The sequence below is a fragment of the Aeromicrobium sp. REDSEA-S38_B2 genome, assembly GCF_001628525.1.
Lineage (GTDB): Bacteria > Actinomycetota > Actinomycetes > Propionibacteriales > Nocardioidaceae > Aeromicrobium > Aeromicrobium erythreum.
The window spans coordinates 53245-67465 of the sequence record NZ_LUNH01000015.1; the positions used below are offsets into that span (position 1 = coordinate 53245).

General features: G+C 73.1%; 15 protein-coding genes. 7 read left to right on the forward strand and 8 right to left on the reverse strand.

All coding sequences use genetic code 11. The features are described from left to right. Positions 1–9: 9 nt before the first annotated feature. Both A6Q81_RS03370 and A6Q81_RS03375 read right to left on the reverse strand, forming a co-directional pair. A complete protein-coding gene (locus tag A6Q81_RS03370; RefSeq protein WP_144433610.1) occupies positions 10–1191 on the reverse strand; it encodes an acyl-CoA dehydrogenase family protein in 1182 nt (393 codons plus the stop codon). Further along, positions 1188–2936, reverse strand: a complete 1749-nt coding sequence (locus A6Q81_RS03375) for an acyclic terpene utilization AtuA family protein (protein WP_286689542.1) — start codon at positions 2934–2936, stop codon at positions 1188–1190. Before A6Q81_RS03375 ends, A6Q81_RS03370 begins: the two co-directional genes overlap by 4 nt. A gap of 88 nt (positions 2937–3024) precedes the next feature. Between A6Q81_RS03375 and A6Q81_RS03380 the strand changes: the two genes are divergently transcribed. Both A6Q81_RS03380 and A6Q81_RS03385 read left to right on the forward strand, forming a co-directional pair. Next, the gene (locus tag A6Q81_RS03380; protein ID WP_067853109.1) at positions 3025–3555 is read left to right on the forward strand and encodes a putative immunity protein; all 531 of its coding nucleotides are present in this window, start codon (positions 3025–3027) and stop codon (positions 3553–3555) included. Positions 3556–3785: 230 nt separating this feature from the next. After that, positions 3786–4121 carry a hypothetical protein gene (locus A6Q81_RS03385; protein WP_067853107.1) on the forward strand — a complete coding sequence of 112 codons (336 nt, stop codon included), beginning with the start codon at positions 3786–3788 and terminating at the stop codon, positions 4119–4121. A gap of 22 nt (positions 4122–4143) precedes the next feature. Here the strand turns inward: A6Q81_RS03385 and A6Q81_RS03390 are convergent, their stop codons facing one another. Together A6Q81_RS03390 and A6Q81_RS03395 are read right to left on the reverse strand one after the other, a co-directional pair. Next, entirely contained in the window at positions 4144–4953 is an 810-nt protein-coding gene (locus A6Q81_RS03390) for a TIGR03084 family metal-binding protein (protein WP_286689543.1), read from the reverse strand. A 1-nt stretch (position 4954) separates the two neighbouring features. Further along, entirely contained in the window at positions 4955–5551 is a 597-nt protein-coding gene (locus A6Q81_RS03395) for a TetR/AcrR family transcriptional regulator (RefSeq protein ID WP_286689544.1), read from the reverse strand. Positions 5552–5716: 165 nt separating this feature from the next. On the opposite strand from A6Q81_RS03395, the gene A6Q81_RS03400 reads away from it, so the two are divergent. Both A6Q81_RS03400 and A6Q81_RS03405 read left to right on the forward strand, forming a co-directional pair. Beyond that, entirely contained in the window at positions 5717–7492 is a 1776-nt protein-coding gene (locus A6Q81_RS03400) for a DUF3352 domain-containing protein (RefSeq protein WP_286689545.1), read from the forward strand. Positions 7493–7531: 39 nt separating this feature from the next. Then, on the forward strand, positions 7532–7933 hold the full coding sequence (locus A6Q81_RS03405; RefSeq protein ID WP_067853100.1) for a VOC family protein: 402 nt from the start codon (positions 7532–7534) through the stop codon (positions 7931–7933). A gap of 30 nt (positions 7934–7963) precedes the next feature. On the opposite strand, the gene A6Q81_RS03410 is transcribed toward A6Q81_RS03405, so the two are convergent. After that, positions 7964–8329 (reverse strand): hypothetical protein, encoded by a 366-nt coding sequence (locus tag A6Q81_RS03410; RefSeq protein ID WP_286689546.1) that lies wholly within the window; start codon positions 8327–8329, stop codon positions 7964–7966. A 101-nt stretch (positions 8330–8430) separates the two neighbouring features. Here A6Q81_RS03410 and A6Q81_RS03415 point away from each other — a divergent pair, with 101 nt between their 5' ends. Beyond that, complete coding sequence (locus tag A6Q81_RS03415; RefSeq protein WP_286689547.1) at positions 8431–9459, forward strand: hypothetical protein; 1029 nt, start codon at positions 8431–8433, stop codon at positions 9457–9459. Further along, the gene (locus tag A6Q81_RS03420) at positions 9446–10063 is read left to right on the forward strand and encodes a class F sortase (protein ID WP_286689548.1); all 618 of its coding nucleotides are present in this window, start codon (positions 9446–9448) and stop codon (positions 10061–10063) included. Before A6Q81_RS03415 ends, A6Q81_RS03420 begins: the two co-directional genes overlap by 14 nt. 31 nt (positions 10064–10094) lie before the next feature. Here A6Q81_RS03420 and A6Q81_RS03425 read toward each other — a convergent pair whose 3' ends face one another. The 3 genes from A6Q81_RS03425 to A6Q81_RS03435 form a co-directional block, all read right to left on the reverse strand. Beyond that, positions 10095–10310 carry a hypothetical protein gene (locus A6Q81_RS03425; protein WP_286689549.1) on the reverse strand — a complete coding sequence of 72 codons (216 nt, stop codon included), beginning with the start codon at positions 10308–10310 and terminating at the stop codon, positions 10095–10097. Positions 10311–10428: 118 nt separating this feature from the next. Then, positions 10429–11718, reverse strand: coding sequence for an alpha/beta hydrolase (locus tag A6Q81_RS03430; protein ID WP_286689550.1), 1290 nt, complete (start codon positions 11716–11718; stop codon positions 10429–10431). A 48-nt stretch (positions 11719–11766) separates the two neighbouring features. Beyond that, positions 11767–12420, reverse strand: coding sequence for an SIMPL domain-containing protein (locus A6Q81_RS03435; protein WP_083516148.1), 654 nt, complete (start codon positions 12418–12420; stop codon positions 11767–11769). Between the two features lie 126 nt (positions 12421–12546). On the opposite strand from A6Q81_RS03435, the gene A6Q81_RS03440 reads away from it, so the two are divergent. Further along, positions 12547–13866: an ATP-dependent 6-phosphofructokinase gene (locus A6Q81_RS03440; RefSeq protein ID WP_067853081.1), complete on the forward strand. Its 1320-nt coding sequence runs from the start codon at positions 12547–12549 to the stop codon at positions 13864–13866. Positions 13867–14221 lie beyond the last annotated feature (355 nt).

Genomic DNA, 14221 nt, shown 5'->3' on the forward strand with positions numbered 1-14221 from the left:
GCATGCCTCTCAGTAGCCCAGCAGCTTCGCGGACAGGTCCTTCATCACCTCGGTGGCGCCGCCGCCGATGCCGAGGATGCGGGCGTCGCGGTAGTGGCGGTCGATCTCGGACTCGCGCATGTAGCCCATGCCGCCGAAGACCTGCACGGCCTCGTGCACCACGTGCTCGACGGCGGCGACGGCGACGTTCTTGGCGGTGACGGCGTCGAGGATGAGCGACGGGTCGGTCTTGGGCGTCTCCAGCGAGCGGACCAGCGCCTGCCGGGTCAGGGCCCGCGCGGCCGACGTGCGGGCGTGCATCTCGACGAGCTTGTGGCGGATCACCTGGCGCGCGATGAGCGGCTTGCCGAACGTGTCGCGCTCGCGGGCGTACGCCACGGCGAGGTCGAGTGCCCGCTGGGCGGTGCCGTACGCCTGGACGGCCAGCCCGAGCCGCTCGCCGACGAACTGCTGCATGACGAGGTAGAAGCCGCCGTTCTCCTCGCCGACGAGGTTCTCGACGGGCACGCGGACGTCGTCGAAGGCGAGCTCAGCGGTGTCGGAGCAGTGCCAGCCCATCTTGCGCAGGCTCCTGCTCACCGTGAAACCGGGCGTGTCCTTGTCGATGACGAGCAGCGAGATCCCGGCGTGACCGTCCCCGCCGGTGCGGACGGCGGTCGTGACGAAGTCGGCCCGCACGCCCGAGGTGATGAACGTCTTCGCGCCGTTGACGACGTAGTGGTCGCCGTCGCGCACCGCGCGGGTGCGGATGTTCGCGACGTCAGAGCCGCCGCTGGGCTCGGTGACGCCGAGCGAGCCGATCTTCTCCCCCGCCAGCGTCGGCCGGACGTACAGGTCGACGAGCCGCGAGCCACCGGCGCCCGACGACGCCGCGTCGATGATGTGCGGCAGGGCGATGGAGTGCGTGAACAGGCTGGCCTGCAGACCGGTGGAGCCGCCGGCCGCGAGCATCGCCTCGGTGACGACGCACGCGTCGACGGCGTCGCCGCCGGCACCGCCGACCTCCTCGGGGTACCCGACGGCGAGGAAGCCGGCCTTCGCGGTGGCCGCGTGCAGCTCGCGCGGGAGCTGGCCGTCGTCCTCCCACTGCGGCAGGTGCGGCACGATCTCGCGGGTGGTGAACTGCTCGACGGCGGTGCGCAGGGCCTGCCGCTCGGGGGTCGCGAACAGGTCGCTGTGGGAGGTGGTCACGGGCGTCGTCCTTCGAGGAGTCGGGTGGGCACTGCGGTCACGCGGGCGCGCAGCCACTCACCGACCGCCTTGGCCTGCGGGTCGAGCCGGGTCGACGACGACACGCCCTCTCCCAGCAGGCCGTGGACGACGACGTTGACGCCGCCGAGGTTCGGCAGCGGGTGCACGTCGACGTCGAGGTCGGCGGCCTCGGGCAGCATCCCCTGCACCCAGCCGGCGTTGACGATGCCGACGAGCCACGCGACGGCGTCGGCGCGGCGCGGGTGGTCGGCGGGGATCCAGAGCCCGACGTTCGCGTCGCCGCCCTTGTCGCCGGAGCGCGCGTGCACGAGCTCGCCGAGCGGCCGGGGCTGGCTCGCGCCGAGGTCGGGAGCGGCGGTCACGTCAGCCGGCTCCACCGCGACGTCGGCGGTCGTGGCGGGTGGGGCCACGTCCTCACGTCGGCCGTCGGCGTGCACGACGACGTGCGGGACCTCCGACTGCGGCACGTACGCCGGGCGGTAAACGCCGTACGGCGTGCCGCGCCCGGGCGGGGCGGTGAGCGTGAAGCCCGGGTACGACGCGAGCGCGACGTTGACGAACGCGTCGCTGAACGCGCGGCCGACCGGCTCGGGCCGGCTGCTCTTGGCGGCGCACCGCAGGTAGGACGTGGCCGAGGCCTGGGTGGGCGGGTCGTAGACGTCGGTGCGGTCGAGGGTCCACACGAGCTCGTCCGGCGGGTCGTCCTGCAGCGCCGCCTCCACCTCCCGACGCACCCACGCGGCCTTCGCCTCGATGTCGAGTCCGGTGAGGAGCAGGTCGACGCCGTTGCGGAACCCGCCGAGCAGGTTGAGGCAGACCTTCGTGGTGGCGGGCGGCGGCGTGCCGCGGACGCCGCTGATGCGGACCCGGTCGGGGCCCTCCTGCGTCAGGGCGAGGGTGTCGAGGTGCGCGACGACGTCGGGGTTGAGGTAGGCCGGACCCTGCACCTCGTAGAGCAGCTGTGCGGTGACGGTGTCGACGGTGACGGCTCCGCCGGTCTCCGTCGTGCCGGTGCTCGCGTGCTTGGTGATGACGCTGCTGCCGTCGGCGTCGACCTCCGCGACGGGGAAGCCGAGCGGACGCCAGGTGTCGAGAGCGCGGAAGCCGCTGAAGTTGCCGCCGGTGGCCTGCGTGCCGCACTCGATCACGTGGCCGGCGACCAGGGCGCCGGCGAGCGCGTCGAGGTCGTCGCGGCCCCAGCCGTGCGCGTGGATGGCCGGACCCATGACGACCGAGGCGTCGGTGACACGGCCGGTGACGACGACGTCGGCGCCGGCGTCGAGCGCTGCGGCGATGCCGAACGCCCCGAGGTAGGCGTTGGCGGTGAGCAGGCTGCCTCCGCCGACGTCGCTCAGGCCGAGCTCGGCCGCCCGCGGCAGCAGGTCGTCACCCTCCACGTGCGCGACCTGCACGTCGATCCCCTGCTCCTGCGCCAGCTCGCGGATGCGTGCGGCGAGGCCGGCCGGGTTGAGGCCGCCGGCGTTGGCGACGACCTTCACGCCCTTCTCGCGGGCGAGCGCGAGTCCGTCCTGCAGCTGGCGCAGGAAGGTCTTCGCGTAGCCGGCCTCGGGGTCCTTCATCCGGTCCTTGCCGAGGATGAGCATGGTCAGCTCGGCCAGGTAGTCGCCGGTGAGGTAGTCGAGCTCGCCGCCCTCCAGCATCTCCCGGAACGCGGTAGGCCGGTCGCCGTAGTAGCCGGAGCAGTTGCCGATGCGGACGGTCACCTCGGCAGCATCGCACCGGACGTTACAAACAGTCAAGCCTGCTTGTTTGTTCTTGGACGGTCCGCCGACTACCCGGCACCATGAGGGCATGCCCACACCGCCCGGTCTCGACCTCACCGTCGAGGAGCTGCGCGCCGTGGTGCGGTTCGCGGCTGCCTGCGCTGCCGACGTCCTGCCCGTCTTCGAGTCGGCCGTCGACGACGACGCGCGTCCGCGAGAGGCGCTCGACGCCGCGCGGGCCTTCGCCGACGGTGCCGCGCGCTCGAACCGTCAGCGCACGACCGCCTTCGCCGCCCATCGGGCCGCCCGGGACGCACCCGACGAGGTGGCCCGTCTCGCTGCACTGGCCTGCGCGGACGCGGCGGGCGCGGCCTACCTGCACCCGCTCGCCCAGGCGACCCAGGTCGGGCACGTCCTGCGGTCGGCAGCCTGCGTGGCACGAGTCGCCGAGCTGCGCGGCGAGGACGTCGGGGTCGTGCGGGCCACACTGGCCGAGCGCGCCGCGCCTCCTGTGCCCGCGGTGCTGCGCCGTTACCCCCGGCCTCGGCGCGGTCGCACCCGGCTGGAGGAGCTGCTCGTCGTCCTGGACACGGCAGTGCGCGGCAGCGACGCGCGCTGACCTGCCGCATCCACGTGCGAGCGGTCCGCGCTACGCGTTCTCCTCCTCGCGGCTACTGAGTTCTCGGTCGGGCCCGTCTGACCTCGCCTCGACGCGCGCAGGGTGGGACGAACTGCAGCGGCACCGGGACCGTTGCGCCCTCCTCGGAGCAGGGAGCCACCGATGACACCTCACATGACCAGTGGCCCGTTGATCGACCAGGCCGCCCGCACAGGCGGCGGCGACCAGTCATGAGCAGCCTGGTCAACGAGCAGCCGGCGCCCACCACGGGCGGCGTGCCGCTCCCGCAGCCGCGTCCCGTGTGGGTGGGCTGCCTGTGGCAGCACGACGACGGGCCGATGAAGGAGACCGTGCCGGCGTGGGCCACGCACCGGTCGGGAAAGCTGATCCTCTGCGACTTCTGGGACCCGAGGACCGGCGACGAGCGAGCCCACTGGATGGAGGCGTCGTTCGTGCGACCTCGCCCGATCCGCACCCGCACCCCGCAGCTGCGACGGCACCCGGCGGCGGCACCGAGCCCCCGCACCGTCGTGCCGGGCACGCCGCGACCACGGTCGCAGGAGTGACGCAGGCGCCTGCGCTCGGGCCTCAGCGCTCCGAGAGCCGCTTCGGGTCGGCACCGGGGAGTCCGGCGAAGGCCTGCGCGACGTCGAGCCAGTGGTCGGCGTCCGCGCCGTCGGCCCGGACGTCGACGTCGTCGCGGTGCCGCCGCCGCGTCGCGAGCAGCGCGAAGTCCCACGCGTCGCCCGTGACCCGCTGCTCCGCGCCCTCCTCGCCCCACGTCCACCTCTCGCCCGACGGCGCGGTGAGCTCGACCCGCACGTCGCTCGTCGGCGGCTCCTCGCCGCGCATGACGTAGGCGAAGCCGCGGGTGCGGACGCCGAGGTGGCAGACGTGCCGGACGCGGTCGGTCCGGGGCACCTCGATGCCGAACGTCTCGGCGACGTCGTGCGCGTGCGCCCACGTCTCCATGAACCGGGCCGACGCCATCGACGTCGGGCTCATCGGCGGACCGAACCACGGGACGCGCTCCCCGTCCGGCACGGCGCGCAGCGCGTCGGCGAGGGCCTCGCGACCGGCGCGCCAGGCGTCGAGGAGCATCGGCACGGGCTTCGCGGCCCAGGTGTCGGCCGCGGTGTCGACGTACCCGGTGGGGTCCTGCGCGGCCTCCTTGAGCAGCGCGCCGAAGGCCTCGGCGTCGGTGACCGCCGCGAGCGACGTCTCGTCGGTCCAGGCCAGGTGGCCGACCTGGTGGGCGACGGTCCAGCCCTCGGGCGTGGTGACGGCACCCCACTCCTGGACCGGGAGGTCGGCGACCCACCCGTCGAGCTGGTCGCCCTCGGCGGTGAGGTCGGCGAGGACCTGCTCGAGTCGTTCCCGTGGGCTCGTGGATGACATGTCAGCGCTCCAGTCCGGTGTCGAGGGTGACCGCCCAGGCGTCGAGCACGGCGGCCCGGCGTCGGCTGTCGTCGGTGAGGGTGCCGGCGAGCCCGAGCCCGCGCAGCAGGTCGAGCGTGGCCTGGACGAGCTCGCGGTTGCGACCGCGCTGCTCGTCGACGTCGAGCAGCTCGAGCGCGTACGCGTGCGTCTCCCGACCCACCCGACGCTCCAGCGGTGCGACCGCCTCGCGCAGGTCGGGGTCGGTGCGGGCGGCCACCCACAGCTCGAGCGCGGCGAAGAAGACGGGCGACGTGAACTGCGCGGCCAGCACGTCGAGGACGGCGCGCGTCCGCCCGACGTCGGGCAGCGTGCGCACCGCGTCGGCCATCGCGTGCCGGCGACGCTCGGTGAGGTGCTCCACCGCGCCGACGACCAGCGCCTGCTTGCTCGGGAAGTGGTGGAGCTGCGCGCCGCGGCTCACCCCGGCGCGCTGCGAGACGACCGTGGTCGACGTGCCCGACCAGCCGAGCTCCACGAGGCACTCGACGGTCGCCTCCATGAGCCGCAGCCGCATGGCCGCGGTGCGCTCGGCCTGCGGCGTCCGGGTCGTCGTCACGGGAGCATCATGGGCGCACCGCGCACAAACAGGCAAGTCTGACGGTTAGTTCGGAGGTCTGCACGCCCCGCCACGTGGCACACGTCTCGTACGTCCTGCCCACTTCTGGTTCGCAGCGGGGTCGAGGATCGGTACGCTGCGACGCACCCATTCTTCGGAGGACCCATGAGCGACGAGACGCCCACCAGCCCCCCGCCCCCGCCGGCGCCCGACGGCGCGGCGACCCCCGACGCCACCGTCGAGCAACCCGCAGCGCCCGAGGCCGCACCCGCCAGCGGCGGCGGGAACGGCAAGAGAGTCGCGCTCGGCATCGGCGCGGTCGTCGCCGTGGCTGCCGTCGGTGGAGGCGCCTACGCCTGGACCCAGCTGTCCGGCGGCGGCACCCAGCCCCACGACGTGCTCCCGGCCGACACCATCGCCTACGTCCGGCTCGACCTCGACCCGTCGGCCAGCCAGAAGATCGACCTCTTCCGGCTCGCACGCCGCGTGCCCGAGCTGTCGCAGGAGCTCGGCATCAAGGACGAGGACGACGACCTGCGCAAGATCGTGCTGGAGGACGCGCTGAAGGGCTGTGACGACGTCGACTACGCCAAGGACGTCGAGCCGTGGCTCGGCGAGCGCGTCGGCCTGGGCGTCGGCCCGAACCTGCAGGACGAGGAGGAGTCGCTGCGGATCGCCGTGCAGGTCACGGACGAGACGGCCGCGAAGGCCGGCATCGGCAAGCTCTTCGGGTGCAGCGGCGAGGAGTTCGGCATCGGCTTCCTCGACGGCTACGCCATCGTGACGCCCACCCAGAAGAGCGCCGACGCTGCGGTGAAGGCCGCGTCGACGAAGTCCCTCGCCGACGACGCCGACTTCGCACGCGACCAGGACGCGCTCGACGAGCAGGGCGTCCTGTCCGGGTGGGTCGACGTGAAGGACGGTCTCGCGGCGATCAAGAAGGCCGGCATCGACGACGTGCTCGGCCCGGACGCCGCCCAGCTGGAGACAGTCGCCGACGAGACCAGCAGCCTGGCGTTCGCGCTCTCCGCCTCGTCGACGTCGCTCACCCTCGACGCCGTCGCCCACGAGGGCGACAAGCCGACGAAGCTGCCGCAGGTCCGCGGTCTCGGCGCCCTGCCCGACGACACCGTGGTCGGGCTGACGGTGCCGGGCGGCGGCAAGGCCGTCGAGGAGAACTGGGACGAGATCAAGACCAGCCTGGGCGACCTGCTCAGCCTGCGGGACTTCTTCACGGTGCCCGGTCTCGGCTCGCCCAGTCCGCAGCCGGAGTTCGACGCCGAGGCGTACGCGGCCGATCCCGAGGGCTACGAGGAGGAGTACCTCGCCCAGCTGCAGCAGCAGACGGCCCCGCCGTCGGCGAGCAGCGCCGACGTCGACGCGACGCTCGAGGAGATCGAGAAGACCCTCGACGTCACGCTGCCCGACGACCTCGTGACGCTCCTCGGCGACGCCTTCTCGGTCTACGTGGGTCGCGAGGGCCTCGAGGACATCGCCGGACCGCAGGGTCCTGCCGACCCGGCCGACGTGGCCGTGGGTCTCGTGACGGAGGGCGACGAGGCGAAGGCTGCCGACCTCGCCGACCGCCTCACGGCGTCGCTGCAGCGTCTGGCCGGCGTCGAGCTCGCCACGTCGACGGGCGACGACGCGGTCTCGATCGCGACCTCGCCGAAGGTCGCGAAGGAGCTCGTCGAGGACGGCGACCTCGCCGGCACCGACCTCTTCTCCTCGGTGATCGACGGCGACGGCGAGGGCGGCGGCCTCTTCGTCGACGTCGGCGCGATCCTCGACGCCGTCGCCAAGGCCGAGCCCGCTGTCGAGCAGGACGACGTGTTCACCAGCCTGCGCAACATCGCGGCCGTCGGCTTCAGCAGCACGAGCCCGCAGGACGGCTACACCGGGTTCTCGGCGTCGGTCGCGTTCACCGAGCGGAAGCAGTAGTCCTCGACACCCGGGTGGAGGTGTGGGAGGAATGACGGCATGACGTCGTTCGTCTCCCACACCTCCGTCGACTGCTCCGACGCGTACGAGCTCAGCGAGTTCTGGAAGCTGGTGCTCGGCTACGTCGACGTCGCCGACGACCCCAACGAGCCCGGCCACGAGGAGTGCATGATCCTCGACCCCGAGACCGGCCACCAGCTGCTGTTCATCGAGGTGCCCGAGACCAAGACGGTGAAGAACCGCCTGCACCTCGACCTGCGCCCCCGGACTGGCACCCGCGACGCCGAGGTGGCTCGGCTGGTCGCGGCCGGCGCCACGCAGGTCGCCGACCGGCGCGGCATCCACGGCCCAGGGTCGGGCTGGGTCGTGCTGGCCGACCCCGAGGGCAACGAGTTCTGCGTCCTGCGCTCCCCCGAGGAGCTCGCCGGCGAGACGGCCTGACGCAGCCCGGCCTCCGCGCCCGCGGGTGGGCTAGGTGCGGGCGTCGAGCGCCCGGCGCAGCAGGGGGCGCCACCGCGGCTGGTCCACGGTCGTGAGGGCCAGGCCGGCCGTGACCACGACCGCCACGACCCACGCACCGACCAACATGACGGTGACCCCTTCGTGCACCGCGCGCGGCAGGAGCGTGACGGTGCCGAGCACCACCGCGACACCGACGAGGCCGGCCAGCGACAGGTCGATCGCGCGACCCACGGCATCGGTCCAGCTCGCGTCGCGGCGGACCCCGAACCACGCCGCCACCCCGAACAGCAGCACCAGGCTCAACAGGTCGATGCCGCGCGCGAGGGCCACCAGGGGCAGCAGCACGATGACGGCCTGGAGCGGACGGGGGCGCACGGATGCCATCCTGCCAGCCAGATTTTTCTGAAGAATTGGCCAAGAATCGCGCCGATGTGATCGGATGTCCTCACCGTCCCCCGATCGAAGTGAGCCGACCCATGCGCCGACTCGTCCTGTCCCTCCTCCTGGCACCCCTGCTGTGCCTCGTCGGTCTCGCCGCTCCGGCGTCCGCCGCGCCGGTGATCCAGGAGTTCACCGTCAACGGCTCCTCGACCGACCTGACGCTGCAGCCCGGTGAGGAGCTCGACGTCGTCTGGGACGTCACCAGCACCGAGACGCCCACCGTGACCGCCACGGGCACCGGCTGGTCGGGCACGCTCGACCCGTCCGGCACGCAGCGCGTCGCCGGCCCGGAGGCCGGGGAGTCGCTCACGTTCGGCCTGGAGACCACCGACTCCACCGGCACCACGTCGGCCACGACGATCACGGTCACCGCACAGGACGAGCCCGACGGCGTCACGCCGCCGCCTGTCGTCGTCCAGGGCTGCACCGTCGTCGTGCCGCGCTCGGACTCCTTCGACTACGGGCTCGCCTACTTCGGCGACACCGAGGACACCGAGCCCATCGAGGCCGGTACCTACCGGGCCTCCTCCCTCACCTTCGGCGGCAACATCGACGTCACGATCGTCGCCGAGCCGCGCGCCGACGTGACCGTCGCCGACGGCGCCGTCACCACGTGGGACGTCCCGAGCGGCGAGGACTGCCAGAGCGAGCTGTTCTCGGTGAGCACCGCGCCGTGCAGCTTCACGGTGCGCAACATCACCGGCAGCCCCATCGAGTTCCTCTACGGCGACGGCGACGCCGAGCGTGCCGACGGCCAGTTCACGCTGGCGCCCGGCCAGCAGCGCACCGTGAAGACCCCGCGCGCCGCCCTGCTGGCGATCGGCCTGGTCGGCGACGCCGAGGAGGATCCGGAGTTCCAGATCCTCGACGTCAGGGTCCCGCAGACGGGCTGCGACGGCGGTGCCGTGGGCGCCGGCGGAAGCGCCTGGCCGTTCCCGAACAACGCCCCGGCTGCCGGCGTGACGGTCGCCGAGCACGACGGCACCCCGGCCTGGCTGCCGGTCGGCCTCCTGGTCGTCCTGGGCCTCGCCGCCGGAGCCGCGCGCGGCCGTGCGTCGCGCTGATCCACGCCCCCTGGCCGCCGCCGCGCTCCTCGTGGGCGTGGCGGCGGTCGTCGCGTTCCTGCTGACCCGCGGCGACGACGTCGAGCCGCGCCCCACAGCCGGCCCGACGTCGGCCGCCCCGTCGGCGTCCGCCTCCTCCGCGCCGCCGGACGAGCCCAGCGGGTTCACCCCGGCACGGGTGCGCATCCCAACCATCGACGTCGACGCCCCGGTGGTCGGGCTCGGCACGGGCGACGACGGCGCGCAGGAGGTGCCCGAGCGGCTCGACGTCACGGGCTGGTGGCGCGACGGAGCGCAGGTCGACGGCCCCGGCAGCGCCGCGATCGTCGGACACACCGCCTCTCGAGGCACGGCGGTCTTCGACCGGCTCGGCGAGCTCGCCGCGGGCGACCGCGTCAGCGTCGCCGGCCGGCGCGACGGCGAGCGCGCGGCGTTCGTCGTCCGCGCGGTGCGCACGGTCCCCGTCGAGCAGTTCCGCCGCATCGCGCAGGCCGTGTACCGCACGTCGGGCCCGACCAGCCTCGTCCTCATGACGTGCGGCGACTACGACGGCAGCGACTTCCGCTCGACCGTCGTGGTCGTGGCGACCCCCGTCCGGTCCTGAGCCCGTCGGACCTCGTCCGGGTCGCCGTCGGTCAGCCGACGAGGAAGGCGACCCCCCGCACGACCATCACCACGAGCAGGACCTTCGCGACGAGCCGGACGGTCCGGTGTGCGCGGCGGAAGCCCAGGAGGGTGAGCGCGAGCACGAGCGCGCTGAGGAACGGGTTGACCCACAGGAGCGCGAACCCGATCAGCCCGGCGGCGTAGGCGCTGTCAGGATGGTGCCGTGCGAGCGAGCTGCTCACCATGTCTCGTGCCTCCCGTCGGTGTCCGCACGCCCAGCCAAGCGCACATGACGACCCGCGTCTCAGGAATGGGCCGAACTGCCGATGCGGAGAGAACGACGACCGCGCGGCTGAGCCGGGCTCAGCCCGCGCCGAAGAACCAGCGGCGGCGTCCCTCGCCGACCAGCTCGCCGTCGAGCACTGCGTCGTCGGTGCGGGTCGCGGGCTCCTCAGGCACGACCTCGCCGACCACGGGCTCCTCGTGCGTCGGGTCGTCGTGTCGCCGCGGGTCGGCCTCGGTGGAGGTCACCGACTCCTCACCCACCGACCGGCGGGCGAAGTCGGCGGCGAGCCGCAGCGCCTGACGGCTCTCGGGCAGCGTGTCGGCGAGCACCGGGAAGGCGTGCACCTGGCCCCGCCAGAGGTGCGTCTCGACGGTCACGCCGCGCTCGGACAGCAACAGCGCCATCGCCTCCACCTCGGGCCGCAGCATCTCGTCCTCCACCGCGACGAAGAACGTCGGCGACGTGATGTGGTCGGCCGCGTCGAGCGGCGAGACCTCACCCTCGATGGCCGAGCCCTCGGGCAGCCAGCGCTCGCGGATCACCGCGACGCGCCCGATCGGCAGGTAGGCGTCGCGCACCCGGGCCACGCGTGCCACGCCCTCCTTGTCGATGCGGTCGGGGTCGAGGCTCAGCAGCGGCGAGAAGGTCAGCAGGGCGGCCGGCGCGGGCAGCCCCCGGCGGTTCGCCAGCTCGGCGATCTTCATGGTCAGGTAGCCGCCCGCGGAGTCGCCCGCCACGACGATCTTGTCGGGCTGGTCGCTCATCTCCACGAGCGCCGCGTAGGCGCGGATGGCGTCGTCGACCGAGTCCGCCACCGAGCCCTCGGGCAGCTGCACGTACTCGACGGAGATCACCGTCGCGCCCGTGTAGAGGGCGAGCCGCTCGCAGATCCGGCGGTGCGTCTCGATGCCGCAGGAGAAGAACCCACCGCCGTGCAGGTAGAGCAGCGTCATCTCGCTGGTCGGGCCGTAGCGGTGCGTCATCGACTCCACGTGCACGCCGTCGAGCTCGAAGGAGACCGGCTCGACGAAGCGCGACCGCGGACCGCGGGCCGAGAGCTTGTCGAGGGAGCGCAGCGTCGTGAGGGTCCGGTCGTTGAGCGGCGCGAGGCGCAGCAGCGGCTTGAAGACCAGCCGGGTGGTGCGACCAAGGACCCGGCTCTTGAGGCTGACGTCCTCGTGCACCACGGCCTCGTCGTAGACCACCTGCATCGGTCGGTGACGCAGCGGCAGGCCCTGGCGGGCCCGCTGCGTCACGACGGCGACGCGGGGTCGCGGACGCACCGGGGCGGCGGTGCTGGCGTCGCTGTCGGAGCCGACGCCGGGGAGCAGCGCCCTCAGACGACGCAGGACGGAACGCACGGACATACCGTCACCATACTCCCGGTATGCGCAGGTCAGGCGGCCGTGAGCAGGTCAGTCGGCCTGGAAGCGCGCGTCGACCTCGACCCGGACCACGACGTCCTCCGGCACCAGGGCGAGCCCCGAACGGTCGGCGCCGGCGTCCAGTCGGTGCGTCACCGCACCGACGACCACCGCGTCGCCGCGACCGTCGAGCATGCCCGGGTCGGCGAGCTGCAGCGCCACCACCCGACCACGGCGCACGGCGTCGGCGTACGTCTGCGCCTTGGTCACCGCGTCGTCGACGGCGGCCTTGCGGACCTCCGCCTCCAGCACCCGTCGGCTGCGGACGCCGAGGTCCCACTCGATCGGCAGCACCTCCACCCCGGCCACGCCGGCCCAGTGGTCGAGGAAGCCGTTCATGCGCTCGAAGTCGACGAACTCGGCCCGCAGCTGCACCGAGGCCGTGTGCACGACCTCCTCCGACCGTCGGTCACCGACCCAGGGGCGGCTGCCGTGGACCGTCACCTGGTCGCTCGACCACGTGTCGACCGCGCCCAGGGCGGCGAGGTCGCGCAGGTGTCCCGCGAGCGGCTCCTGCAGCGCCGCCGCCCGGTCGCGGACGTCGGCCCGGTCGGTCCCCTCCACGACGGCCTCGAGCCGCACGAGGGCGCGCTCGGCCGGATGACGCGCCTCGGCCACGCCGCGCACGGTGATCTGCACTCCCATCCGGACATTCTCCCCACGATCGCCGACGCGCGCGGACTTTCGCCCCAACCGGATGCGGTCGACCGGCCTGCGAGCGGCTCGTCGAGGACCCCGCACCTGAGGGATCCCTCACCCTAGGATGAGGACATGGTGACGCTCGCCGACCTCCAGGTCCGCTCCCTCGGTCCGTGCACGGTGCCCTCACCTCTGTCGCACTACGTCGGCGGCCGCGCGACCAACGAGTACTACGTGGGCGAGGACGACCGCGTGCTGTTCGACGACACCGTCGAGCTGATCCAGCGTCGCGGCCTGCCGCTGGAGGAGCTGCCGACCTTCGAGACCGGCGGTCCCCGGGCCCGCCTGTTCTTCGACCCCGGATCCGTGCGGGTCGGCGTCGTGACCTGCGGTGGCCTGTGTCCCGGCCTGAACGACGTCATCCGGGCGATCGTCATGGAGCTGCACGAGCACTACGGCGTGCGCGACGTCGTCGGGTTCCGCAACGGGTACGCCGGGCTGGTGCCGGGTCTCGGCCTCGAGCCGGTCGCGCTGACCCCCGACTTCGTCGCCAACATCCACGAGCGCGGCGGCACCGTGCTCGGCTCGTCCCGCGGCGCGCAGGACGTCGGCGTCGTCGTCGACACCCTGCAGGCCCGCGGCATCGACATCCTCTTCGTCATCGGCGGCGACGGGTCGATGCGCGGCGCCCACCGCATCGCCGAGGAGGCGACCGCACGGGGCGCCGACATCGCCGTCGTCGGGGTGCCGAAGACGATCGACAACGACATCCCGCACATCGGGCAGAGCTTCGGCTTCCAGACGGCCTACTCGCGGGCGGCGCAGTCGATCAAGGCCGCCAAGATCGAGGCCGAGGCGTCGCTGAACGGCGTCGGGCTGGTCAAGGTGATGGGTCGCCACGCCGGGTTCATCGCCTGCTACTCCGCCCTGGCCGGCCACGACGCCGACTTCGTCCTCATCCCCGAGGTGCCGTTCGCGCTCGACGGCGACAACGGCCTGCTGGAGCACGTCCGGCGCAAGGTCGCCGCGCAGGGTCACGCCGTCCTGGTGGTGGCCGAGGGTGCCGGTCAGGAGCACCTGCCGCACGACGGCGCTACCGACGCGTCCGGCAACGCCCGCCTCGCCGACATCGGTCGCCTGCTGCGCGAGCGGATCACCGACGACTTCACGTCGCGCGGCGAGGAGGTGCTGTTCCGCTACTTCGACCCCGGCTACTTCATCCGCTCGGTGCCGGCGGAGCCGTCGGACTCGGTGTACTGCTCGCGCCTCGCGCAGACCGCCGTGCACGCGGCCATGGCCGGCCGCACCGACATGGTCGTCGGACGCCGCCGCCACCGGTTCGTGCACGTGCCGATCAGCTACGTGACCCACCGCCCCCACCACGTCTCCCCCGACGGCGACCTCTGGCTCAGCGTCCTCGAGTCGACCGCCCAGCCCTTCGACATGCGCTGACCACCCCGGCGCGACCACCCGGCAACGGATCAGCGCGACCCGACCCCCAGCGACGGCTTGGAATGGTCTCGATACACCTCCCCTCGCTGGCGCTCGTGGAGGCACTCGACCAGTTCCGCTGGTCGTGGAGGCACTCGACCAGCGGAGGGTTCCGCTGGTCGAGTAGCGGGAACGAGCTTGCGAGGTCCCTGCGTATCGAGACCACTCGACAACGGTTCAGCGCGGGCCGAGCCCCAGCGACCACCCAGAGTGGTCTCGATACACCTCCCCTCGCTAGCGCTCGTGGAGGCACTCGACCAGCGGCGCGTTCCGCTGGTCGAGTAGCAGCGACGGCGAGCGCCAGCGAGCTCGTCGG

What these genes read in the sequence shown, in the direction of transcription:
- A6Q81_RS03385 (WP_067853107.1), top strand. Translation starts at nt 3,786, where the DNA reads ATGAGCAGCCTGGTCAACGAGCAGCCGGCGCCCACCACGGGCGGCGTG.
- A6Q81_RS03390 (WP_286689543.1), bottom strand. Translation starts at nt 4,953, where the DNA reads ATGTCATCCACGAGCCCACGGGAACGACTCGAGCAGGTCCTCGCCGAC.
- A6Q81_RS03435 (WP_083516148.1), bottom strand. Translation starts at nt 12,420, where the DNA reads ATGGGAGTGCAGATCACCGTGCGCGGCGTGGCCGAGGCGCGTCATCCG.
- A6Q81_RS03440 (WP_067853081.1), top strand. Translation starts at nt 12,547, where the DNA reads ATGGTGACGCTCGCCGACCTCCAGGTCCGCTCCCTCGGTCCGTGCACG.
- A6Q81_RS03380 (WP_067853109.1), top strand. Translation starts at nt 3,025, where the DNA reads ATGCCCACACCGCCCGGTCTCGACCTCACCGTCGAGGAGCTGCGCGCC.
- A6Q81_RS03425 (WP_286689549.1), bottom strand. Translation starts at nt 10,310, where the DNA reads ATGGTGAGCAGCTCGCTCGCACGGCACCATCCTGACAGCGCCTACGCC.
- A6Q81_RS03400 (WP_286689545.1), top strand. Translation starts at nt 5,717, where the DNA reads ATGAGCGACGAGACGCCCACCAGCCCCCCGCCCCCGCCGGCGCCCGAC.
- A6Q81_RS03415 (WP_286689547.1), top strand. Translation starts at nt 8,431, where the DNA reads ATGCGCCGACTCGTCCTGTCCCTCCTCCTGGCACCCCTGCTGTGCCTC.
- A6Q81_RS03430 (WP_286689550.1), bottom strand. Translation starts at nt 11,718, where the DNA reads ATGTCCGTGCGTTCCGTCCTGCGTCGTCTGAGGGCGCTGCTCCCCGGC.
- A6Q81_RS03405 (WP_067853100.1), top strand. Translation starts at nt 7,532, where the DNA reads ATGACGTCGTTCGTCTCCCACACCTCCGTCGACTGCTCCGACGCGTAC.